Source organism: Nocardia sichangensis, from assembly GCF_047200615.1.
GTDB lineage: Bacteria > Actinomycetota > Actinomycetes > Mycobacteriales > Mycobacteriaceae > Nocardia > Nocardia sichangensis.
In genome coordinates this window covers 121,237-142,861 of sequence record NZ_JBJZOK010000003.1, presented here as the reverse complement: position 1 = coordinate 142,861, position 21,625 = coordinate 121,237, and the positions used below count along the sequence as shown (strand labels likewise).

The window sequence follows — 21,625 nt, the reverse complement described above, 5'->3', positions numbered from 1 at the left end:
GATGCAACGCCGGAAGAGCGCGATGTCTTCCCGCGGACCGCACCGGGACGGCTCAGCCGCGCGCGAGCGCCCGTTCGGTGAGCGCGCCGACGACCGGGGCGAGCGTCGTGGCGTAACCGCTCGTCAGGTGATTGTCGTCACGGTAGACGAGGGTGTTCCCGACGATGACGGGACAGCGGGCGGTGGTGCAGAACAGCGCGGTCAGATCAGCGTACTGGCCGCCGCCCGCCGTAGCGGCCGCGCGCTCGGCGGCGATGCCCGCCTCGTCGACCGCCACCGCTCGGGCGGGGGCGCATGCGGAGGCGTCGTCGATGTGCTCGGCCACGCACGCCGGCACGGTGGCGTGTGGATCGGGGATGCCGCCGAGCACGAGGACGGCCGCGCCCGACTCGCGCAGCTGGGCGACCAGGCGACGCACGCCGTCGATCCACGCCGGGTCGTAGGTCACGAAGCCGAAGTCGCCGCCGTAGCGGCGGGACATGCCGACCACGATCAGCCGGGGCCGTTCGTGCCGCAACCGGGTCATGATCTGCCCGCGCCACTGTTCGCATTCGGTATACGTCCGCCCCAGGTAGGGGCTGGTGATGGGCAGATCGAGCAGCGGGCAGGTGACCTTCGCCATGGTCTCCAGCCGCCAATGGTGCGCTACCGACATGTTCTCGAACGCCGGTTGCCACATCGCCGCGTGGGAATCGCCGACCAACGCGACCGTGGTGGACGAGGCGGGATCGCCGGAGGCGCACTCCCCTTGGCCCACGTCAGTCCAGGAACGGAAGCAACCGTTGTCGAACACCTCCGCTCGGTCGCCGCGCGCGTTCGACAGTGCCGGCGTGAGATTCGACGGGACGTCGCGGACCTCCGCCGAGGCGGCGACCGCCGCTTGGGTCTGCGCGGTCAGCTGCTCGATCGCGGCATCGTAGGGGTCGGCGGTGGGAGTGGCCGGTGCGGCCGGTGTCGTCAGTGTGAGACTCCGCGCCGCCGTGCCGTGTCCGACCGGAGGGGGTACGAGCACGAGTAGCGCGGCCGCCACACCGATGGCCAGCGCGGTGCTCACACCACCGCAGGCGAGGCTGAGCCGGCCCGAACCACGCAGGCGGGCCGCGAAGCGGACCGGGTTCTCGATCAACCGCTGAGTGAGCACGGCGAGCCCACCGGCCATGGCGACCGCGCCGAGTGCGCCGACCAGCCCGAGCGGGCGGCCGAGCGCATGCGGGGCCAGCACCAGCACCGGCCAGTGCCAGAGATACCAGGAGTAGGACAGCCTGCCGACGGCCTGCATCTCGGGTACCGCCAGGACGCGACCGACGCCGAATCGCGGTGCGACACAGCCGCTCCCGATGACCAGGACCGCGCCGAGCACGGGCAGCAGCGCCGCGACGCCCGGATACGGGGTCTTCTCGTCGAGCCGAACGCAGGCCACGACGATCGAACCGGCTCCCGCCCACCCCGCGCAGGTGGCCACCGACTTCGGCAACCGGGACCAGAGCGCGGCCGACAGCGCCACCATGCCGCCCGCGGCCAACTCCCAGGCCCGAGTGGGCAGCGCGAAAAACGCCCACGGTGGCATGGTGCGCGTCCAGGTCAGCGCGACCGCGAAAGAGAGCGCGGCGACGACGACGAGAACGATCAGGTACGGCAGCGCGGTGGCCGAACCACTGCGGCGCCGTCGCACGAGCCGAGCCGTCGTGATCACCAGCGCGGGCCAGATCAGGTAGAACTGCTCCTCCACACCGAGCGACCAGAAGTGCTGAAACGGTGAAGGCGGCGCGTCCGCGGCGAGGTAGTCGGTGCCCTGCAGGGCGAAGCGATAGTTCCCGGCGTACAGCGCGCTCGCGATCCCGTCGCCGAGCGCTTGGCGGCCCTGCAGCGGCGGTAGCAGCACGGCCGCGCCGATCGCCGTGGCGACCAGCACGACCCCTGCGGCAGGCAGCAGCCTGCGCGCTCGCGCGCCATAGAAACGGACGAGCCCGACAGTGCCGTCGGCCGCCGATTCCCGATACAGCATTCCCGTGATGAGAAAACCGGAAATCACGAAAAATACGTCCACACCGGCAAATCCCCCACCGATTCCCGGCACACCGGCATGAAAAAGCACCACGGCCAGTACCGCGACCGCCCGCATTCCTTCGATGTCCCCCCGAAATGCCGCCCCCGGCGACACTCCGTCGATCAGCTCCGCCCGCCGATTTCCCAACCCGCTGACCGTGGCCGCCATGCGCAGCATTGTCATCGGTCCGGCCGGACAAGTCCCGCCGACTCGCCGCCGGGCATGCGCCTCGGCCGGGGTGTCCGCGCGCTGCGCCTATTCCATCCAACTCATTGCACGCCACACCGGCACAATCCCGAGCTTGCGGTAAGACAACACTTTTCGATCCGATCGTCCGATTTGTCGACGCCTACATGAACACGACACCAGGTCTCCCGGCGCTGCCACGATGCCCTCCTGCGGCCGGTACGCTTGTCCGGAATACGACCTCGAGGGGGCACGGTGAGCGAGCTCGAACTTGATCCGGTCCAGACGCGAGAGATGGCGGGGGCAGTACGTGGCCACGCCGACGCGATACGGCAGTCGGTGCCCCTGGCGAGGGATGTCGTCGCTGTCGAAACCATGCGCGACTCCCAGATAGCAGACGCCGTGGATCAGATCGCGACGGCGCTCGACCGAGTGGTGAGCTACCACGCGCAGCGATTGATCGGATTCGCGGACGTCACGGACGCTGCGGTGGTGGAGTTCGTCAGTCGGGATCAGGCCTGGGCCACCGCGCTCCGGGAGGCGGGCCAGCGATGAGCGGCGGAAGCTACACGACGCCGCTTACGGTATCGACAGTGCTGTCCTGGGATCCACGTGCCACGGTCACCGTTGCCAACGCGTTCAAAGACGCCGCGCTGCGGATCGAGGAGCAGACGCACCAGGCGGCATCCCGGATCGACATGTCGTACACCTACTTCAAGGGATCGGTCGCTGATTCCGCCCGCGACAGAGCGGCTCAGGACCGAGACCATGCCCGGCGAACGAAGCAGGTTCTCATCGATATCCAGCAGCAGGTCTACCTTCAGATCGATGCGATCGTCGGCTACATCGACGTGATCAAAGACAAGAAGGCCGAAGCCGAGTCCGCCAAGTTCGATTTCTTCGTCAGAGACGACGGTGGCGTGGACTCCAGGATGTCCAATACCGAGGTCCTGATGAAATTCGGGGCATCGGGCCTCGTGGAGAAGGAGGGGCTCGAATTCTTCCTGACCACACAGATCCGTGCAGCGCTGACTGCGATCCAGCAAACCGACCTGGAGGGCGCGGAGAAAATCAAGCGACTACTAGAGGATCTCTCACCGGAGACCCGGCGCGGAGTCACCGCTATGCCCGAGGACCCGAGCCTGGTCGAGGTCCTTACCAAATTCCAGACCGCACCGTCGAGTGCTCCCGCCACGCTGTGGCCCTCCGGTTTGGTCCTCGATCGCATCCGTGCCGTCCGCCCGGACTTCCAACCCATCCTGATGACGCCCGAAGAGATAGCGCTGCTGTCATCACGAGTCGCCCGGCCGGGAACCACTGGAATAGGTGAAATCACGGATTTCTTCGAGATAAAAGCGCAGGCTGAGGACGCTGCCGAGAAGACCTACACCAACCCGGACCAGAACGCGCTCAACGACGGCCACGGCGACGCATTCCGGCACATGTACTGGAATGCGCTCATGACACAGCGCTACGGCGCGGAGTGGAGCGAAAACTATGGTGCCGCGCATGAAGGACTCGGCGCGAACCCTCCCACGCGAGAAGCGATGGATCTACACAACAACGCGATCGGCAGGCAGATCGCCATCGACAATCCGAATGCCGCACCGGAGGAACTACAGCGATTGGTATATCAACGAATCAAGGAGGGTGGCGCGATCGTGCTCGACCCGAGCGGCCAGGTCGCATGGAGCAACCAGGTCGAAGTGGGCAAGAACGGGCACCCGGCGCGTGCTGACATCCCGCTTCCGGCAGGTCGGTGATCCATGGGTAATCTGCTCCGGATCACGGCTGTAATTCTGTGCCTGCTGGCCAGTGCGGCATGCTCCACGTCGGAGGACCGCAGTGCGACCGCTTCGCAGTGCTCGGCCAACTTCGATCTGGAGTCGCGCGCCGAGCCGCTGGGTTCCGCGACCGAATTGCGGCGCTCCATCAGAGAGCGGGCTGCGCAGCCGGGAACCTATTCGCTGCGGGCGCTGACCGAAGCCGCAGGGTGGGATGATCAGTGGGATCGCGTCGTCATAGCGTCTTCCGGGCTTCCAGCAGAGAAGCTGAACTCGGCAGCGAATCTTCCCGGATACTGCTGGTCCAACCTCCCGGACTCCGGGTTCGACCGGCCAATCGATAATTTCTACGTCTTCATCACGGGCTCCACTCCCACACAGGTAATTCGGGCCGCACAGGGCTCCGAGCTCTTCCGAGGCGTGCGTAGCGGTGAGGTACTCGGACCGGAGTCCCGCTTCCAGTCGGTTCAGCCGCCGGCCCAGCTGCAGAAGCCGTATCTGGAATTGACGCAGGGCTGATCGGAAGCACGGTACGCGTCGCCTCACGTCCAGCAGGTGTCGAGTGGACCGCGACAAGGAGCGGTGGGGCGGGCGAGGATCGGGGCATGATCGAGATGGCGGCGGTGGCCGGGGTCGCGGTGGCGGCGTTGGGGATGGTGCTCACGCCGGGGCCGAACATGATGTACCTGGTGTCGCGGACGGTGTCGCAGGGGCGACGGGCCGGGTTGGTGTCGTTGGCGGGGGTAGCGGCTGGGTTCGGGGTGTATCTGGCGGCCGCGACGGCGGGGATCACGGCGGTGTTCGCGGTGGTCCCCGGCCTGTACCTGGCGGTGAAGCTGGCGGGAGCCGCGTACTTGGGTTGGCTGGCCTGGCAGGCGCTGCGACCGGGCGGCGTCTCGGTCTTCGCGCCCGCGGCGCTGTCCGCGGACCCCATCCGGCGGTTGTTCACGATGGGGCTGGTCACCAACCTGCTGAATCCGAAGATCGCGATCATGTACATGGCGCTGATCCCGCAGTTCGTCACGCCGGAGCACGGGAAAGTGTGGTTGCAGAGCCTGTGCCTGGGCACGGTGCAGATCGCGGTGGCGCTCACCGTGAACGGCTTGATCGTCCTCGGGGCGGGCGGTCTGGCGACGTTCCTCGCCGCCCGCCCCCTGTGGCTGCGCACCCAGCGATACCTCACCGGCACCATGCTCGGCGCCATCGCCGCCTTGCTCGCCACCGACCGCGCCCGCCCCATCCCGGCCTGAGCCGAACGGCCTCGACTCAGCGCTGATCGGCCGGATTCGCCAACCGGTAGCGCAGTTCCACGAACTGACCGGCCTGCTGCACCGCGGTGAGCCGCATCCGGCTGGAAAGGATGCGCCGCGGCAGCAGCGGGGCGCCCGCGCCGAGCGTCACCGGAGCGACGCTCACCATGACGTCGTCGAGCAGGCCGGCGTCGGCGAATTGCCCGGCCAGGTCCCCGCCTCCGACGATCCAGATATTGCGGGCGCCGGCCGCCGCGGCCATCTCCCGGTGCACCGACTCGACCGGCCCTGCGACGAACCGCAGATTCGCGTCCGGTATCGCGGGAAGATCCCGGTGGGTGAAGACCCAGCACGGGAGGTCGCCGTAGTACTTACTCCAGTTCTCCGGTGGTTCGTTCGCCACGACCCATTCGTAGGTGGTCGCTCCCATACACATGGCGCCTACCTGCGCGAGGAAGCCCGCCATGCCCGCTTGCGCCTCGTCCGCTCCGTCCACCTCGAAAAGCCAGGTGAGCGAGTGCTCCGTGTCGGCGAGATATCCGTCGAGACTGGTTGCCGTGTAGTACTGAGTTGCCATGCCGTGCACGTTGCCAGCGAAACATGACAGTTCACGTCATGGTTCGGGATCAACCGTGACGCAACCGGCGGACCCCTTCGTCGAGCGTTTCGTCGCGCTTGCAGAAGGTGAACCGGACCAGATGACTCCAGGCGGCCGTGTCGTCGGCGAACGCGCTGACCGGCACCGCCGCCACGCCGAGCCGCTTGGGCAACTCACGGCAGAAGGTCAGGCCGTCGGCGGCGCCGAGCGGCGTGATATCGGCGACGACAAAGTAACCGCCCGCGCTCGGGTATACCCGCAGACCGGTATCGGCGAGCGCCGCGGAGAGGCGAAGCCGTTTCTCCGACAAGGAGTCCCGCAGCTTGCCGACCCATTCCAACTCGTGGTTGATCGCGTGCGCGACGGCGGGTTGGAACGGCCCGCCCGCCACGAAGGTCAGGAACTGTTTGGCGGCGAGCACCCCATCGATCAGGTCGGCGGGCCCACACGCCCACCCGGTCTTCCACCCGGTGACGCTGAAGGTCTTCGCCGCGCTGGAAACCACGACCGTCCGCTCGGCCATGCCAGGCAAGGTGGCCAGGCTGATGTGCTCGGCGCCGTCGTAGACCAGGTGCTCGTAGACCTCGTCGGTGAGCACCAGAATGTCATGCTCGCAGGCGATCTCGGCGATGGCGAGCAGGTCCGCGCGTCCGAGGACCGTGCCGGTCGGATTATGGGGCGAGTTGACGATGAGCATCCGGGTGGCCGGGGTGATGGCCGCGCGCAGACTGTCCAAGTCCAGGACGAACCGATCTCCGTCGGCCACGAGACGCGCCGTGCGCCGTCGGGCGCCGGCCAGTGCCACGGCCGCGGCGTACGAGTCGTAGTACGGCTCGATCAGCACTACCTCCTCGCCCGGCTCGACCAAGCCGAGCACCGCCGCGCTGATCGCCTCGGTCGCACCCACGGTCACCAGCACTTGCGAATCGGGATCGTAGGAGGTTCCGTAGCGCCGGGCCCGGTCGTCGGCGACGGCTCGGCGCAGCACCGGCATACCGCGTCCCGGCGGGTACTGGTTGAGTCCGTCGGCGATGGCGCGGCGCGCCGCTTCCAGCATGCTCGCGGGCCCGTCGGTGTCCGGGAACCCCTGGCCCAGGTTGACCGCGTCGTGCCGAACGGCGAGTTCGGTCATCTCGGCGAAGATGGTGGACGCGAAAGGGCGCAGACGGGCAACGGTCGGATGTCGCGAGGGCATATCCGGAGACTAGTCCAGCGGTCCACCGCACAACCGGGCTCAACCCAGTCGGACGCCACCCAGCTTGGCCGGATTCGCCACGTCGTAGGCGCCCCAGACCAATCCGTTCCGAACCGTGAAGCCGACGACTCGCGCGGGATAACCGCCCCTGCCCTCGGTCTCCGGACGCGCCGCGACGCTGATACCCAATTGCCCGTTCACCGAGACGAACGCGTACACCTGCGAGGCGTCCTCGAGCCCGTACTTGCGCACCAGGCCCAGATAGAAACGGGCGATGCGATCCGCGCCGTGCAGGACGTTGATCGCGGTGGCGGTGGTGCCGTTGGCATCGCCGATCATCATCGCGTCCGGATGCAGCGCCGCGGCGACGGCGGCCACGTCACCCGTGCTCAGCGCGACGAGGAAACGCTGCACGGCGGCCTCGTGCTCGGCGTCGGGCACCGGTTGCGGCGTCTGCGCCACCGCCTTGCGGGCGCGCACCGCCAGCTGCCGCGCCGCGTCGGCGGAGATGCCGAGGATGTCGGCGATCTCGTCGAACGGCACCGACAACCCGTCGTGCAGCACGAAGGCCACCCGCTGCGGCGGCGTCAGGGTGTCCAGCACGATCAGCGCGGCGAACCGGCACTCCTGCTTGCGCACCACGGCTTCCAACGGGTCGGGAGCGCTCGACGGTGTGCGAGCGGTGACCACGGGTTCCGGCAGCCACTGGCCCACATAACTCTCCCGCCGCGCCGCGGCGCTCCGCAGACGATCCAGGCAGATCCGGCTCACCACGGTGGTCAGCCAAGCTCGCAGATCTTCGATCTCGGACTGGTGCGCGCCCGCCAAGCGCAACCAGCTCTCCTGCACCGCGTCCTCGGCATCGCCGACGCTGCCCGTCAGTCGATAGGCGACCGAGAGCAGATGCGCTCGATGTGACTCGAACAGGTCGGAAAGCAGCGCGGCAACCATCGACGGGAAGTCTACGGTCCGATTCGCATCATCCCGGCATCGGCGGCCTGCGCCGGACAAACCGGATGATCCACCGGCCGCTTCCGTGACAGCATGGCGCGATGGAACACCGCGTGCTGTCGAACGGAACGATCTGGCTGTCGGCTCCGACGGCGGACGATGTCGACGCCATCACCGAGTGCTGCCAGGACCCGGCCATCGCGGAGTGGGTGACCATCCCGGTGCCGTACGTCCGGGACAGCGCCGTGACCTTCCTCGAGGAGATGGTCGTTCCAGGGTGGGCGGCGCGCAGCCCGACCTGGGCGATCCGGCCACGTGCGGGCGCACCGGTCGTCGGCATGATCGGCTTGGGCGAACAGGACGAGAGCGCGGCCGAGATCGGTTTCTGGCTCGCTCCGGCGCAACGGTCGCGCGGCCTGATGACACAGGCGGTCGAGCTGGTGTGCGAATTCGGGTTCCACGCCGACGGACTGGCGCTGGAGCGGATCTCCTGGCGCGCCTTCGTGGGCAACTACGCCTCGGCGGCGGTGGTCCGGCGCGCCGGGTTCCGGTACGAAGGCATGTCGAGGCTCGGCAGCATCCAACGCGGACGACGCCGCGATCACTGGCTCGCCGCCCGGCTGCGCACCGATCCGCCCGGACCGTCGGACGACTGGCCCGCCCAGTTCATCTCCGCCCGGACGCCGAGCACGCAAGGGCCGGGGGTGCCGTAGCCGAAGCGGGCCCGGCGTTCGGGCCGGCCCAGCTGACTTGCGCGTAGGCGGCTTCCCGGCTCGTGCGCGAGCGGACGAAACTCGCGCTTCGTCCACTCGGGCACGAGCCGCGCCGAAAACGCGCTGGTCAGCGCTCGCGGCGCTGCCGCACCGCGTCCGCGAGGCGGTCCAGCTGCACGGCGGTGGTCTCCCAGTCCAAGCAGGCGTCGGTGATCGACTGGCCGTAGGTGAGCTCATCGGCGTGGCCGAGAGTGAGGTCCTGGCGGCCCGCGATCAGGAAGCTCTCCAGCATCACGCCCACCACGCTCGACTCGCCCGCCGCCAGCCGCCGTGCGATGTCGGTGACCACGTCGGCCTGCTTGTTGTGGTCCTTGTTGCTGTTGCCGTGGCTGGCGTCCACCACGATCCGCTGCGGTAGCGACGCCTTCTCCAGCCGCAGGCACGCCTCGGCGACCGAAGCCGCGTCGTAGTTCGGCCCGGCGCTGCCGCCGCGCAGGATCACATGGCAGTCCGGATTGCCGGTGGTGCGGATGAGCGCGGAGCGGCCGTCGAGGTCGGTACCGGGGAACACATGGCTGGCCGCCGCGGCGCGCACGCCGTCCACCGCCACCTGGACGTCGCCGTCGGTGCCGTTCTTGATGCCGACCGGCATCGACAGCGCGCTGCTGAGCTGGCGGTGCACCTGACTGGCCGCGGTGCGCGCGCCGATCGCGCCGTAGGACACCAGATCCGCGATGTACTGCGGCGTGATCGGGTCCAGGAACTCACAGGCCACCGGAAGACCGAGAGCGGTGATGTCGACCAGCAGCTTGCGGCCGAAGCCCAAACCGGTGTTCACGTCGAACGATCCGTCCAAGTGCGGGTCGTTGATCAGGCCCTTCCAGCCCAAGCTGGTGCGCGGCTTCTCGAAGTAGACCCGCATCACCACGTGCAGTCGATCGTCCAGCTCCGCGGCCTTGGCCGCCAGACGGCGCGCGTAATCCAGTGCGGCGGCGGGGTCGTGCACGGAGCACGGGCCGACGATCACCATCAAGCGATCATCCGCGCTGTTCAGCACGTCGACGGTGGCTTTGCGTCCCGCACGGACGGTGTCGGCGAGGGCATCGGTGATCGGGTGCACCCGACGCACCTCCGCGGGCGAGCGCAGCGGGCTCACGTTGAGGGTGCGTTGATCGTCCAGATCCGAATGCCGTGCGTCGACGTCGGCTGCGGTTGTCATGTCGTGGGTTCCTTTTCTCGGGGCCGACCCACGGATGAGAATCCCGTCGAGCCGGTCCATCGTCCGGCTCAGGGTGGAAGTTCGTCAGCGCACGCGGTTGCCGCAGACCAGCCCACCCAGGGCCGGCTTGCTAAACCAGAAATACACGCGCTGCACGTCAGGCACAGTACCAGCCCATATCCGATCGGTGAACTGTGTTATCTGCCACGGTGTGTTTCGACGGGGAGGCGGACCTACAAGCGCCGTTCGCGGCCCACGTGACAAGGGGCCCCGAACGGCGCGGGCGATGCCGGACGATCCGGCTCATCCCCACTGCCCGGGCACGTAATCACCGGCCGGGGTGCGGGCGATGACGTTCATCCGGTTCCAGGCGTTGATCATCGCGATGGCGGCGATGAGGGCGGCGATCTGGTCGTCGTCGTAGTGCTTGCGCACCTCCTGCCACACCGCGTCGCTGACCACGCGTCCGTCGCCGATCCGGGTGGCCTCCTCGGTCAGCGCCAGCGCGGCGCGCTCGGCCTCGGTGAAGACGGTGGCCTCGTGCCAGGCGGCGATCAGGTTGAGCCGCACGGAGGTTTCGCCCGCGTGCGCGGCGTCCTTGGTGTGCATGTCGGTGCAGTAACCGCAGCCGTTGATCTGGCTGGCGCGAATCTTCACCAACTCGTAGGTCGCGGCGTCCAGGGTGGAATCGTCGATCACCTTGGAGGCCATGGTGAGCCGCTTGATGAAGCTGGCGCCGACCGGGTTGGCGAAGAGTTCGAAGCGCTGTTCCATGATGTCCGTCCTTTGTCGTTCCCTGTGGGTTCACAAGGAGGACGACGCGGAAAGACGGAGTGTGACAACGGCTTATGAGACGTAGGTCACACCGCGTCCGCGGGAAGAGCTGCGGTCATTTCGTGAAGTCGTAGGTGACCCCGGTCAGTTTCTCGGACAACTCCCACAAGTCGGCGGCGACCTTCTCGTCCCTGGACGCTTTCGACGACCCGGACGGCCCCGGATACCCGCGCATGCCACCCAGGCCGGTCGGTCCGTAGTAGCCGCCCGGCTGGACGTCGGCGGTCGCGGCGAACAGCGTCGGCAGCGCGCCCATCGCGGCGCTCTGCGCGAGCAACCGGTTGCCGACCCACATCACCCGGTCGAGGAAAGATTCGGTGTGCGACTGCAATTCGGTGGAGGCATAGCCGGGATGCGCGGCGACCGAGAGTTTCGTGGAGCCCGCCGCCGTCAACCTGCGCTGCAGCTCGCGAGCGAACATCAGGTTGGCCAGCTTGGCCTGCCCGTAGGCGGCCCACCGCTGATACTTGCGCCGCTCCCAGTTGAGATCGTCCAAGTCGATCTTGCCGACCTGGTGCGCACCGCTGGAGACGGTGACGATCCGGTCGGAGATCTTGTCCAGCAGCAGGCCGGTGAGCGCGAAGTGACCGAGATGGTTTGTGCCGACCTGTTTCTCGAATCCGTCGGCGGTGCGACCTTCGGGCACAGCCATCACGCCCGCGTTGTTGATGAGCACATCGACCCCGTCGACGCTCTGGGCGAACGCGCGGACCGAATCGAGATCAGCCAGATCGAGTTCGCGAACCTGCGTCCGGTCGCCGAGTCCGGCGGCCACCCGCTCGCCTTTGGCCACGTTCCGGCAGGCGAGCACCACCTCGCCGCCCGCCGCGGCCAGCGCGCGCGCCGTCTCGGCCCCCAGGCCACTGTTGGCCCCTGTCACGATGAACTTCCGGCCGCTCTGGCTGGGGATGTTCGAGGTGTCCCACCTGGTCATGCCGGAAAGTCTAGTGCGCGGCGGCACCCGGCGGCAGGTTCGAACACGCCCGGGCGACCGCATTCACCCGACGCCGGAAGCGTCACGGCGACGGTGCCGCCACCGGCCGGAGTCGGTGATCGGGACGGCACAAACCCACGTGAAGTAGGGTTGCCTAACCTATATAAGGGAACCTTTGCTTGATTTGTGAGGCAGACGTGACTTCCACACCGACCGGGTCCGCGCATCGCGACGGCTACGTACCTTTCCCCGCCGACGCGGCCGCGCAGTACCGAGCCGCGGGCTTCTGGGCCGGGCGCCCGCTCGGCGATCTGCTGCGCGCGAGCGCACACCGGTATCCTCAGCGCCCCGCGCTCCTCGATGCGGAGGGCTCGCACAGTTACGCCGACATCGACGCCGCCGCGGACCGGATGGCCCACGGGCTGCTCGCGCTCGGCATCGCTCCCGGCGACCGCGTGGTCGTCCAGCTACCTAATGTGCCCGAGTTCATGACCGTGTTGTTCGGCCTGCTGCGCGCCGGAATCATCCCCGTCTTGAGCCTGCCCGCGCATCGTCGAGCCGAAATCGAGCATCTGGCGCGGCTTTCCGACGCGGTCGGCTACATCGTCGCCGACCGGGCAGGCGATTTCGACTATCGCGAACTGGCCTCGACCGTGCGGGACGCGGTGCCGTCACTGCGCCACGTCCTGGTGCTCGGCGAGCCGGGGCCGTTCACCGACCTCACCTCGGTACCGCGCGACGGCGGCGAACTGCCCGAGATCGATCCGGGCGATATCGCCCTGATGCTGGTCTCCGGCGGAACCACCGGCCTGCCGAAGCTCATCGCACGCACGCACGACGACTATGTCTACAACGCCACCACGAGCGCCGAGGTGTGCGCGTTGACCGAGCAGGACGTCTATCTCGCGACACTGCCCGCCGCGCACAACTTTCCGCTGGCCTGCCCCGGCATCTTCGGCACCGTCGGGGTGGGCGGCGCGGTCGCCTTCGTCGGCGACCCCAGTCCGGAAAGCGCGTTCGCCGCGATCGAGCGGCACCGGGTCACGGTGACCGCCGTCGTGCCGCCGCTGGCCCAACTCTGGTGCGCGGCCACCGAATGGGAAGAGGCCGACCTGAGTTCGCTGCGCCTGCTCCAGGTGGGGGGCGCACGACTGGCCGAGGTCAACGCCAAAGAAGTGACCCCGGCGCTCGGCGCGACCCTGCAACAGGTGTTCGGCATGGCCGAGGGCCTGATCAACTACACCCGGCTGGACGATCCGGCCGAACTGCTGCACACCACCCAGGGTCGTCCGCTCTCACCCGCCGACGAGATCCGCGTGGTGGACGGCGACGGCAACGATGTGGCGCCCGGCGCGGAGGGCGAGTTGCTGACCAGGGGGCCGTACACGATCCGCGGCTACTACCGAGCGGCCGAGCACAACGCACGCGCGTTCACACCGGACGGCTTCTATCGCAGCGGAGATCTGGTCCGCCGCCTGCCCAGCGGGCATCTGGTGGTGTCCGGCCGAATCAAGGACGTGATCAATCGCGGCGGCGAGAACGTGTCCTGCGACGAACTCGAGGAACATCTGCTCGCCCATCCCGCGGTCCGGCATGCCGCCGCCGTCGGGCTGCCCGACGCGGTGCTGGGCGAAAAGGTCTGCGCCGTCTTGGTCGTGGATGGTGAGATGCCCACGCTGGCCGAGATCAAGTCCTTCCTCACCGCGCGCGGGCTGGCCACCTACAAGCTGCCGGACGTGCTGCGCCGCAGCGACAAGCTGCCGATCACCGCGGTCGGCAAGATCGACAAGAAGGCGTTGCGCGCCGAGTCCTAGCTCGACGGGCAGCGCACCACCGGCGCGCTGCCCGTGCCGCCTTACGCCTTGACGACGTAAGGCGCGATACTGCCCAGCTTCTCGCAGGTCTCCTCGAACTCACGCTCCGGCCGGGACTGACCGACGATGCCCGCGCCCGCGCGCAACCAGGCTCCCTCCGCGTTCTGGTACACCGCGCGCAGCACCAGGGTCGCCTCCAGCGCACCGGTCGGCGCAACGGTCACCACCGCACCGGAGTACAGCCCGCGCGGGTCGTGATCGAGCCGGAACACCGAGTCGACGCCCTCCCGCTTGGGGATTCCCGAGGCAGTCACCGACGGGAACAGCACCTCGAGCGCGTCCCAGCTGGACCGGTGCGCGGCCAGCCGCCCGCGCACTGTGGACGCCAGATGCTGCACGCTGCCACGCTCACGCACGGCCATGAAGTCCGACACCGCGGGGGTGCCGGGATCGGCGACCGCCGTGATCTCCGCGAACGAGGTCTGCACCGAAATGGCGTGTTCCACGATCTCTTTCGGATCGGTGACCAGTTCGGCCCTGGCGGCGAGATCGGCCGCGGCGCCGCGACCGAACGCGCGGGTGCCCGCCAGCGGCTCGGTGGTCACCACCCGATCGTCGTCCACCGACGCGACCAGTTCCGGACTGAAGCCCGCCGCTTCCAGGCCGCCGAGCCGCAGCAGGAACGACCGTGCCGGAGTGTTGTGCGCGCGCCCGAGCCGATAGGTCGCCGGAACATCCACGGCGAACGGCAGATCGACTTTCCTGGACAGGATGACCTTCTGATAACGCCCGGCCCGGATCTCGCCGACCGCCTCGGCCACCCGGTTCCGGTAGCCGGTGGGGTCGATGCGGATGTCGGCCGGATGCGCCTGCGGCAGTTCGGTGTTCTGCGACCGCGCGATCAGCTCGTGAATGTCCGCGATCTCCGACGGCGTCGCACCCGATACCCGGACGCCGAATTCGCCCACCCTGACCTCGATGCGGGGAACCATCAGGTGCGCCAATGCGGTGCGCGGGTCGAGGTGCTCCGTGGCGTCGAGCGCCCACGCGCAGAACTCGAATCCGATCCAGCCGTAGGCATTCCGCCCGTCGAGGGGCAGCGCGCCGAGCGCGCGGTCGATCACCGCCGCCGGATTGCCTTCCCACCGGCTGGTCGTGGCCGCCCCTTGCCAGGTGACGCGCAGCTCTCGCACATCCAGTTCGACACTGCCGAGCGGATCGGCGGCGAACACCCATTCCCCCGGACGCTCGTACATCACGTACTCGCCGAACCGATCCGCCCCCGCCAGCCGGGACATCGCTGCCGCCGGATCGGTCACATACTCAACCCGCAGGCGTTCCGTGGTCGACAACGATCCTCCAAAGGTAACCCTGGCCTAACTTGTGGAGGTAAGGTTAGCATTACCTCTTCATCGTGCCGGTGTGCTCGCGGCCACAACGCGGACGCCGAGAGATCGCTTCGAGCTGGATGGTTCGCGCCTGCCGAGTCTTTGTCCGGGCTTGCGCCGTTCACGTCGTCGGCGCCCGCACACGAACTCGCTGCGCCGACTGCCTGCGCGGAACAGACCCGCCGAGATTGAATAGTGGGAAGCGCCACCTGCGGAGGGAAGAACATCGATGATCGATCACCGCGGCGATTCACCCGCGACAGTCCGGCCCGGGACCACACCGCGATCGGTGGTGGCCCTGATCGACGCCGCCTCCGGGGTGGAACGCGAACTCGTCGGCAAGTGGCTCGCCGAGGGCGGGATCAGCGCCGAGTTCGGTACCGACGCCCCGGTCACCCAGCTGGACCTGGACGCGGGCGCCGTCGCCGCACGGCTGGTCGGCAGGCGCGACGATCCGCTGGTGGTGCCGATCCGCGTGTTGTGGCTGCCGCAGGAACGTGACGGCGTACGCCGCGTCACCTTCGGCGATCTCGCCCTGCTGACCAACCCGCGCAAGCCCAATCGGCTGGCACAGCGCAAGCTGGTGTCCAAGTCACCGGACCGGCACGTCGTGCTGACCGGCGCGCCGGCCCGGCTCAGCGAGTTGCGCGTGAACAATCCGGAGGCTTCGGCGCTCTACGACAAGGGCACCGCCGAACCGTTCGCCCGCGCGATCGTGCGTGCGGCGGTGGTGGCGCTGGAACGCGCCGAGCGCACCATCATCGGCGACCGGTACAAGGTGCCCAAGCTGGTCGCGGAGGAGATCCTCGACTCACCCGACTTCCTGCGCAGGCTGGAAGTCATCGCCGACCAGATCGGGGCGAGCCCGCACGAGGTGTACCGGCGCGCGGAGAAAGCGCTCAACGAACTCGTCGCCGCCCAGAGCAGGCTGGTTTCCGACCTGTTCACCCAGGCCATGCGCCCGGTGCACGCTTCGACCTGGAATGTGGACTTCGACGAGTCCGGCCTGACCGGCTTGCGCGACCTGAACCGCCGCTTTCCGCTGGTGTTCCTGCCTTCGCACCGCTCGTACGTCGACGCGTTCGTACTGGGAGACGTGCTGGCCCGCAACGACTTCCCACCGAACCACGTGATCGGCGGCGCGAACCTCAGCTTCTGGCCGATGGGCCCGATCGCCCGGCGCACCGGAACGGTGTTCATCCGGCGCAGTTTCGGCGACGACGAGGTCTACAAGGCCGTCGTCGAGGAGTACTTCGCCTACCTGCTGGCCAAGCGCTTCAACCTGGAGTGGTACTTCGAGGGCGGCCGCACCCGCACCGGCAAGCTGCGGCCCCCGCGCTACGGCTTGCTGAACTACCTCGCCGCGGCGGTCCGTTCCAACCGCATCGACGACGTCATGCTGGTTCCGGTCTCGATCACCTACGAGCGGCTCAACGAGCTCGGCGCCATCGCCACCGAGCAGGAGGGCGGCAAGAAGAAACCGGAGGGCCTGACCTGGCTGGCGCGCTACATCCGCAGCCAGCAGCACTCCGCCGGGCACGTGTACGTCCGCTTCGGGGAGCCGCTGTCGGCCCGCGATCGTCTTGCCGCACATGGCGACCCGCTCACCGCGCCGCCGCTGACCATCCCCCTGCACCATACCGAGCCGATTCCGGCGCCGCGCACGGAAGCCGGGGTCGTCGACAGCGAGCCGCCGGAAATCGCCGAACTGGAACGAAAGGCCGTGCAGCGGTTGGCATTCGAAGTCGCGGTCGGCATCAACGCGGTCACCCCGATCACGGTCAGCGCGCTGGTCACCCTGGCTCTGCTTGGCGTGGACGGGCGCGCCCTCACCCTCGGCGAGGTGCGCACGGTGCTCAATCCGGTGCTCGGCTATATCGACAAGCGTGAGCTGCCGGGCGGCGAACTCGACGCGCTGCGCGACGCACAGGGCCTGGCCGTCGTGCTGGAACAGCTTTCGCTGGCCAAGGTGGTCACGGTGTATCGCGGCGGGGTCGAGCCGGTGTACTCGATCGAGCCCGGCGCGCATCTCGAGGCCGCCTTCTACCGCAACAGCGCCGTGCACTGGTTCGTCAACCGCGCCATCCTCGAGCTGTCCATCCTGGCCGGGGTCGACAACGGTGACGCCGACGCCCTGAAGACAGGGTGGGACGAGGCATTCCGGCTGCGCGACCTCTTGAAGTTCGAATTCTTCTTCCCCGACCGCGGCGAGTTCGCCGATCAGATGGTCGCGGAAATGCTGCTGGTCGATCCGGACTGGTACAGCCACACCCGCAGCGACACCCTCAGCTCGGACATCCTGGCGAAGCTCACCGCCTCCGGGTTCACCATGGCCCACCGCGTGCTGCGCTCGTTCATCGACGCGCAGTTGGTGGTGGCCGAACGGCTGGCCGCCCGGGACGCGGGCGACGAGATCGACCGCAAGGAGTTCATCACCGAATGCGTGGCGGTCGGCAAGCAGATGATGCTGCAGCAGCGGTTGCACAGCCCGGAGTCGGTCTCGACCGAGCTGTTCACCAGCGCGCTGAAGCTCGCCGACAACTACGGCCTGCTGGAGACGGTCTCCGACGACGAGCCGGAGGAGCGCCGCGCCGAGTTGGTCGGGCGAAGGAACGAATTCGCCGAGCGCCTGCGCACCATCGGCGCCCGCATCGCGCAGGCCGCCACGCTGGATCCATCCAATCGGGAGGCGCGGTGACCGACGCGCGCGCCGACCTCGACGCCGCGCTCGCCGCCATCCGCTCCGGTCCGCAAGGCAGCGCGGTCGCCGCGATCTTCGATTTCGGCGGTACGGTCATCGACGCCCCGAAATCGCGTCGGCTGCGCCGCAAGCCCGCCGATGTGCTGCTCGGCGGCATCCGCGATCACATGACCGACGGCGAATACAGCCGGTTCCTGCGCGAGTTGTCCGAGGCGCTGGCCGGACGCTCCGAACAGGAGCTGGACGACCTGGGCAGACGCCTGTTCCAGCGCACCGTCTACGGGTACCTGTATCCCGAAGCTTGGGAACTGATCCGCACCCACCGAGCAGCCGGGCACACCATCGTGCTGGTCAGCTCACTGACCCGATTCCAGGTGGCGCCGGCGGCGGCACAATTGGGCATCGAGCACGTGCTGTACACGCCGATGGCCACCAGCGGCGGTGTGCTCACCGGCTATCCCGATGGGAAGACGCTGTGGCACAACGGCAAAGCCGAGGCTGTGGCTACCTTCGCCGCCGCGCACCGAGTGGATCTCGAGCACAGCTACGCCTACGCCGACTCGATCGCCGACCTGCCCACGCTGTCGCTGGTAGGGCATCCGGTGGCGGTGAACGCCGACGACGCGCTCAGCGGCGCCGCCGACCGGCAGCACTGGGCCACGTTGGCATTCCGGCCGCGCCGCGCGCCGCGTGCGAGCGATTACGTACGCACCGCCGCGGGATTCGCCGGGCTGCTCGGGGGCGCGCTGTTCGGCGTCGCGTCGAAAGCGCTCACCCAGGACCGGCAGCGGATGGCCGACGCGCTGATGGCGCACGCGGCGCGCAACACGCTGCGCATCGCGGGCGTGCGCGTGCGGGTCACCGGCCGCGAGCACGCGAGATCGCCGCGGCCCGCGGTCTTCCTGTTCAACCATCAGAGCCAGTTCGACATCATCATCGTGCCCGAAGTGCTCGGCGGCGGGGTGACCGCGATCGGCAAGAAGGAACTGACCAAGAATCCGGTCTTCGGGCCGCTCATGCGCTTCGTCGGCGTGACGTTCATCGACCGGGCGAATACCGCTCAGGCCAAGGCGGCGCTGCGGCCGGTGGTGGAGACCCTGCGCGGTGGCTTGTCGGTCGCGGTGGCTCCGGAAGGCACCCGTTCCTACACCCCCGAAGTCGGGCCGTTCAAGAAGGGCGCATTCCACATCGCCATGCAGGCGGGCGTGCCGGTGATCCCGGTCGTCATCCGGAACGCGGGCGAGATCTGCTGGCGCAACGCGATGGTCGCCCGGCCGGGAACAGTCGACGTGGCGATACTCGACCCCATCGACGTCAGCGCATGGGAGCCGGGTGATTTGGACGACAACGTGGCCCGGGTCCGCCAGCTGTTCGTAGACACGCTACTGAATTGGCCGCACTGATCGGCACGGCGTCGCGCCACGACGGCCGCCGGTCGTGTTGTCGCCCCGCTTCGGCCGCGATGCTGTCCCTAGCTGCGGACCGACGTGCTGTGAGCGGCGCGGGTGATCGGTGCGACGCAGCCTGCGGCGGCTATCACGCCGGACCTCGACCTGGTCTGTGCGTCTCCCCTCGACCGTGCGGTCGGTGCTCGTGACTGGGCTGGAGGCGATGCACAGCCGCTCGGTCAGCCGTTGACCGCCTGAGCCGCCGACGAACCGGACCGGTTGGCCGTAACTCAGACCGCGCGGCCGAACAGCAGCTTCCACGGCATGAGCGCCGACTCGAGTTGCACCTTCAGGCTCATCTTGGACGCGCCGAGCGTCCGCTCCTCGAATCGGATGGGGACCTCGGCGATCGCGATCCCCTTCTTGATGGTCCGGTAATTCATCTCGACCTGGAACGAATACCCGTTGCTGCGGATGGAGGCCACGTCGATGGCGCGCAGGGTGTCGGCCTTCCACGCCTTGAAGCCCGCGGTGGCGTCCTTGACGCCCAAGCGCAGGATGAGGTTCACGTAGAAATTGGCCCAGGCCGAGAGCGCCTTGCGGTACCACTTCCATTCCGCGGCGGTCGAGCCGCCGGGAACGTAACGCGAACCCAGCACGACGCCGGCGTCCGTGCCGGAGAGCTTCTCCAGCATGGCCGGGATGACTTCGGCGGGGTGCGACAGGTCGGCGTCCATCTGGATCACGACGTCCGCGCCCTCGTCCAGCGCCCGAGTGATGCCCGCGACGTACGCCCGGCCGAGTCCGTCCTTCTCGGTACGGTGCAGCACACCGACCACGTTCGGCAGTTCGGCGGCGAGCTTGTCGGCCACCTCGCCGGTGCCGTCCGGCGAGCTGTCGTCCACCACGAGTACGTGCAGGTCGGGCACCGGCAGCGCGGTCAGCCGCTCCACCGCAACCGGCAGATTTTCCCGCTCGTTGTAGGTCGGCACAACAACGGTAACCCTCAAGGGTCGCCCTCCCTGCTGATCCTGGTTTCCGCTCGCAGCCCACGCCAGGACCTCCGAGCATTCGTCGAGTTCTGGAGAACCGTACTCGATACACCTGATCGCGACCTGAGCGGCCGCACCCGGTGTGACGCGGTCCGAGCCCTCGACCTGCGGCCCAAGATCAACTTCACCGCCCGGGGGAACACCCTGGGCGCGTCACTCCCCGTCCCGCCAGGCCCGATCCCGGGCATCTTCCCGCTCGTTGCGCGCGTGCGCGATCTCCAGCGCGCGCTCGGCCGTCGCTTTGTCCGGGTACGGCCCCATCCGGTCGCGGAACCAGCACTGCCGCCCTTGCTCGGCCCGATTGTGCTTCAAGCAGTAATACCAGCGCTCAGCCATACCTCCAGCATCCCACCGAACACCACCGCTCAATCGCTTTTCCGTTCGCCATCCGTTGCCCGGACTCGGCAATTCACGGCCAGAGGCTTTTGTAATGGATGAGCGCGTGGCACAGGACGACCACACCGAAGATCGCGAAGAGTACGCGCACCGAAGCAGGTCCGTACGAGCTGATAATGCGAACGATTTTCCGATACATCCGCCGCGCGCCGGTCGTACGCCGCATCGCGAGGCCGAGTATCACCAGCGGCGGCAGCAATGCCAACGCGCAATACGCGACCACGATCAGCGGCCACAACGTCGGGAGCGGATTCCGTGCGGAGATCATCGCGAGTCCGGCCAGATAGGGAACCGCGGTCGGCGCCTGTGCGATGCCGATCGCCACGCCGAGGCCGGCGAGCACCCACGGTTGCCGTCGTAGCGCGCTCGCCCGTTCCGGGGTCGCCGTACCGGCCATTCGAATACACGCGAGAGCGATCAGCACCACCCCCGCGAGGAGTTCTCCCCAATACCGCACCGTCGGCGTGATCTCGAAGTCGAACAGATCGGTCAGAAAACCGATCCCCAGGATCGTGCAGATGCCGAAGGCGGTGGTGACGGCGAAGACGCCCGCCAGCAAGCTCAAACCGCTCACCAGCGGCGAGCGACGGCTCAATCTGCTGTCGTAGACCACCGCCGCGGTGACGCCGATCAGTAGCAGGTCGAGCGAGTCGAGGAAGGCGAACCCAGCGAGCGCGAGGAGAAGGATCCACATGGCCGCGCCAGCCTACCCGCGCCCTACAAGCAACCGCGTAGTCCCGAACCCCGATGCGCGACCGCTCGATTCGCCAGATCTAATCGAGCCGTCAGCGAGCAGAGAGCAACGCCACACCGGACGACGATCAGCCGTCCGCCCGCGCGGACGAAGGAAACCACCAAGCGAGAAAGTCGGGCGACGCAGACCCGTAGAACAGGAATTGAGCACATAACGAAACGAGCCCGGCTCACGCTCTCCGTGAACAGGGCTCGCCAACAAGTGAAGGTGGCCAGGGCCGGGATCGAACCGGCGACCTTCCGCTTTTCAGGCGGACGCTCGTACCAACTGAGCTACCTGGCCGCAGGCACCCGAAGTGAATGCCATACGCGAAACGCCGGATATCTCCGGCGCTTGCTTGCGACCCTGACGGGACTCGAACCCGCGACCTCCGCCGTGACAGGGCGGCGCGCTAACCAACTGCGCCACAGGGCCATGCTCT

Annotated in this window: 19 protein-coding genes and 2 tRNA genes; 8 read left to right on the top strand and 13 right to left on the bottom strand. The window is 68.1% G+C overall.

All coding sequences use genetic code 11. The annotated features are described in order from the left end of the window. Window positions 1-52: 52 nt before the first annotated feature. Complete coding sequence (locus ACL03I_RS05420) at window positions 53-2,215, bottom strand: acyltransferase family protein (RefSeq protein WP_412805258.1); 2,163 nt, start codon at window positions 2,213-2,215, stop codon at window positions 53-55. A 273-nt stretch (window positions 2,216-2,488) separates the two neighbouring features. Here ACL03I_RS05420 and ACL03I_RS05415 point away from each other — a divergent pair, with 273 nt between their 5' ends. The 4 genes from ACL03I_RS05415 to ACL03I_RS05400 all read left to right on the top strand — a co-directional run bounded on the left by ACL03I_RS05415 (window position 2,489) and on the right by ACL03I_RS05400 (window position 5,267). Continuing rightward, entirely contained in the window at window positions 2,489-2,788 is a 300-nt protein-coding gene (locus tag ACL03I_RS05415; protein WP_412805257.1) for a hypothetical protein, read from the top strand. After that, complete coding sequence (locus ACL03I_RS05410) at window positions 2,785-3,996, top strand: DUF6973 domain-containing protein (protein WP_412805256.1); 1,212 nt, start codon at window positions 2,785-2,787, stop codon at window positions 3,994-3,996. The genes ACL03I_RS05415 and ACL03I_RS05410 overlap by 4 nt, the downstream gene beginning before the upstream one ends. A 3-nt stretch (window positions 3,997-3,999) precedes the next feature. Then, window positions 4,000-4,536: a hypothetical protein gene (locus ACL03I_RS05405; RefSeq protein ID WP_412805255.1), complete on the top strand. Its 537-nt coding sequence runs from the start codon at window positions 4,000-4,002 to the stop codon at window positions 4,534-4,536. A gap of 86 nt (window positions 4,537-4,622) precedes the next feature. Next, window positions 4,623-5,267, top strand: a complete 645-nt coding sequence (locus tag ACL03I_RS05400; RefSeq protein WP_356963691.1) for a LysE family translocator — start codon at window positions 4,623-4,625, stop codon at window positions 5,265-5,267. Between the two features lie 16 nt (window positions 5,268-5,283). On the opposite strand, the gene ACL03I_RS05395 is transcribed toward ACL03I_RS05400, so the two are convergent. From ACL03I_RS05395 to ACL03I_RS05385, 3 genes are read right to left on the bottom strand one after another with little or no spacing between them, the layout of a single operon-like run. Continuing rightward, window positions 5,284-5,844 carry a dihydrofolate reductase family protein gene (locus tag ACL03I_RS05395; protein WP_412805254.1) on the bottom strand — a complete coding sequence of 187 codons (561 nt, stop codon included), beginning with the start codon at window positions 5,842-5,844 and terminating at the stop codon, window positions 5,284-5,286. 49 nt (window positions 5,845-5,893) lie between these two features. Continuing rightward, window positions 5,894-7,060, bottom strand: coding sequence for a pyridoxal phosphate-dependent aminotransferase (locus ACL03I_RS05390; protein ID WP_355074996.1), 1,167 nt, complete (start codon window positions 7,058-7,060; stop codon window positions 5,894-5,896). 39 nt (window positions 7,061-7,099) lie between these two features. Further along, window positions 7,100-8,011 carry a sigma-70 family RNA polymerase sigma factor gene (locus tag ACL03I_RS05385; protein ID WP_412805253.1) on the bottom strand — a complete coding sequence of 304 codons (912 nt, stop codon included), beginning with the start codon at window positions 8,009-8,011 and terminating at the stop codon, window positions 7,100-7,102. 101 nt (window positions 8,012-8,112) lie between these two features. Between ACL03I_RS05385 and ACL03I_RS05380 the strand changes: the two genes are divergently transcribed. After that, window positions 8,113-8,724, top strand: a complete 612-nt coding sequence (locus ACL03I_RS05380; RefSeq protein ID WP_364425016.1) for a GNAT family N-acetyltransferase — start codon at window positions 8,113-8,115, stop codon at window positions 8,722-8,724. Between the two features lie 127 nt (window positions 8,725-8,851). Here ACL03I_RS05380 and ACL03I_RS05375 read toward each other — a convergent pair whose 3' ends face one another. The 3 genes from ACL03I_RS05375 to ACL03I_RS05365 form a co-directional block, all read right to left on the bottom strand. Then, a complete protein-coding gene (locus tag ACL03I_RS05375) occupies window positions 8,852-9,943 on the bottom strand; it encodes a 3-deoxy-7-phosphoheptulonate synthase (RefSeq protein WP_356963687.1) in 1,092 nt (363 codons plus the stop codon). Between the two features lie 303 nt (window positions 9,944-10,246). After that, window positions 10,247-10,717: a carboxymuconolactone decarboxylase family protein gene (locus ACL03I_RS05370; protein WP_355075004.1), complete on the bottom strand. Its 471-nt coding sequence runs from the start codon at window positions 10,715-10,717 to the stop codon at window positions 10,247-10,249. Window positions 10,718-10,832: 115 nt separating this feature from the next. After that, window positions 10,833-11,711, bottom strand: a complete 879-nt coding sequence (locus ACL03I_RS05365) for an oxidoreductase (protein ID WP_412805252.1) — start codon at window positions 11,709-11,711, stop codon at window positions 10,833-10,835. 197 nt (window positions 11,712-11,908) lie between these two features. Here ACL03I_RS05365 and ACL03I_RS05360 point away from each other — a divergent pair, with 197 nt between their 5' ends. Further along, window positions 11,909-13,525, top strand: coding sequence for a (2,3-dihydroxybenzoyl)adenylate synthase (locus ACL03I_RS05360; RefSeq protein WP_412805251.1), 1,617 nt, complete (start codon window positions 11,909-11,911; stop codon window positions 13,523-13,525). A gap of 41 nt (window positions 13,526-13,566) precedes the next feature. On the opposite strand, the gene nbtS is transcribed toward ACL03I_RS05360, so the two are convergent. Further along, a complete protein-coding gene (gene nbtS, locus ACL03I_RS05355) occupies window positions 13,567-14,877 on the bottom strand; it encodes a nocobactin biosynthesis salicylate synthase NbtS (RefSeq protein WP_412805250.1) in 1,311 nt (436 codons plus the stop codon). A 265-nt stretch (window positions 14,878-15,142) separates the two neighbouring features. Here nbtS and ACL03I_RS05350 point away from each other — a divergent pair, with 265 nt between their 5' ends. After that, on the top strand, window positions 15,143-17,611 hold the full coding sequence (locus ACL03I_RS05350; RefSeq protein WP_412805249.1) for a glycerol-3-phosphate 1-O-acyltransferase: 2,469 nt from the start codon (window positions 15,143-15,145) through the stop codon (window positions 17,609-17,611). Next, entirely contained in the window at window positions 17,608-19,017 is a 1,410-nt protein-coding gene (locus tag ACL03I_RS05345; protein ID WP_412805248.1) for an HAD-IB family hydrolase, read from the top strand. Before ACL03I_RS05350 ends, ACL03I_RS05345 begins: the two co-directional genes overlap by 4 nt. Window positions 19,018-19,292: 275 nt before the next feature. Here the strand turns inward: ACL03I_RS05345 and ACL03I_RS05340 are convergent, their stop codons facing one another. The 5 genes from ACL03I_RS05340 to ACL03I_RS05320 form a co-directional block, all read right to left on the bottom strand. Then, window positions 19,293-20,012 (bottom strand): polyprenol monophosphomannose synthase, encoded by a 720-nt coding sequence (locus ACL03I_RS05340; protein WP_228827674.1) that lies wholly within the window; start codon window positions 20,010-20,012, stop codon window positions 19,293-19,295. Window positions 20,013-20,207: 195 nt separating this feature from the next. After that, window positions 20,208-20,390 carry a hypothetical protein gene (locus ACL03I_RS05335; RefSeq protein ID WP_355075016.1) on the bottom strand — a complete coding sequence of 61 codons (183 nt, stop codon included), beginning with the start codon at window positions 20,388-20,390 and terminating at the stop codon, window positions 20,208-20,210. 73 nt (window positions 20,391-20,463) lie between these two features. Further along, window positions 20,464-21,144: a GAP family protein gene (locus ACL03I_RS05330; protein WP_412805247.1), complete on the bottom strand. Its 681-nt coding sequence runs from the start codon at window positions 21,142-21,144 to the stop codon at window positions 20,464-20,466. Window positions 21,145-21,412: 268 nt separating this feature from the next. Then, a tRNA-Phe gene (locus ACL03I_RS05325) sits at window positions 21,413-21,486 on the bottom strand. A 58-nt stretch (window positions 21,487-21,544) separates the two neighbouring features. Beyond that, a tRNA-Asp gene (locus ACL03I_RS05320) sits at window positions 21,545-21,618 on the bottom strand. Window positions 21,619-21,625: the final 7 nt, after the last annotated feature.

Coding starts and splice junctions, on each gene's coding strand:
- ACL03I_RS05350 (WP_412805249.1), top strand. CDS start 15,143: ATGATCGATCACCGCGGCGATTCACCCGCGACAGTCCGGCCCGGGACC.
- ACL03I_RS05370 (WP_355075004.1), bottom strand. CDS start 10,717: ATGGAACAGCGCTTCGAACTCTTCGCCAACCCGGTCGGCGCCAGCTTC.
- ACL03I_RS05365 (WP_412805252.1), bottom strand. CDS start 11,711: ATGACCAGGTGGGACACCTCGAACATCCCCAGCCAGAGCGGCCGGAAG.
- ACL03I_RS05420 (WP_412805258.1), bottom strand. CDS start 2,215: ATGGCGGCCACGGTCAGCGGGTTGGGAAATCGGCGGGCGGAGCTGATC.
- ACL03I_RS05390 (WP_355074996.1), bottom strand. CDS start 7,060: ATGCCCTCGCGACATCCGACCGTTGCCCGTCTGCGCCCTTTCGCGTCC.
- ACL03I_RS05375 (WP_356963687.1), bottom strand. CDS start 9,943: ATGACAACCGCAGCCGACGTCGACGCACGGCATTCGGATCTGGACGAT.
- ACL03I_RS05385 (WP_412805253.1), bottom strand. CDS start 8,011: ATGGTTGCCGCGCTGCTTTCCGACCTGTTCGAGTCACATCGAGCGCAT.
- ACL03I_RS05405 (WP_412805255.1), top strand. CDS start 4,000: ATGGGTAATCTGCTCCGGATCACGGCTGTAATTCTGTGCCTGCTGGCC.
- ACL03I_RS05410 (WP_412805256.1), top strand. CDS start 2,785: ATGAGCGGCGGAAGCTACACGACGCCGCTTACGGTATCGACAGTGCTG.
- ACL03I_RS05395 (WP_412805254.1), bottom strand. CDS start 5,844: ATGGCAACTCAGTACTACACGGCAACCAGTCTCGACGGATATCTCGCC.
- ACL03I_RS05335 (WP_355075016.1), bottom strand. CDS start 20,390: ATGGCTGAGCGCTGGTATTACTGCTTGAAGCACAATCGGGCCGAGCAA.
- ACL03I_RS05380 (WP_364425016.1), top strand. CDS start 8,113: ATGGAACACCGCGTGCTGTCGAACGGAACGATCTGGCTGTCGGCTCCG.
- ACL03I_RS05400 (WP_356963691.1), top strand. CDS start 4,623: ATGATCGAGATGGCGGCGGTGGCCGGGGTCGCGGTGGCGGCGTTGGGG.
- ACL03I_RS05330 (WP_412805247.1), bottom strand. CDS start 21,144: ATGTGGATCCTTCTCCTCGCGCTCGCTGGGTTCGCCTTCCTCGACTCG.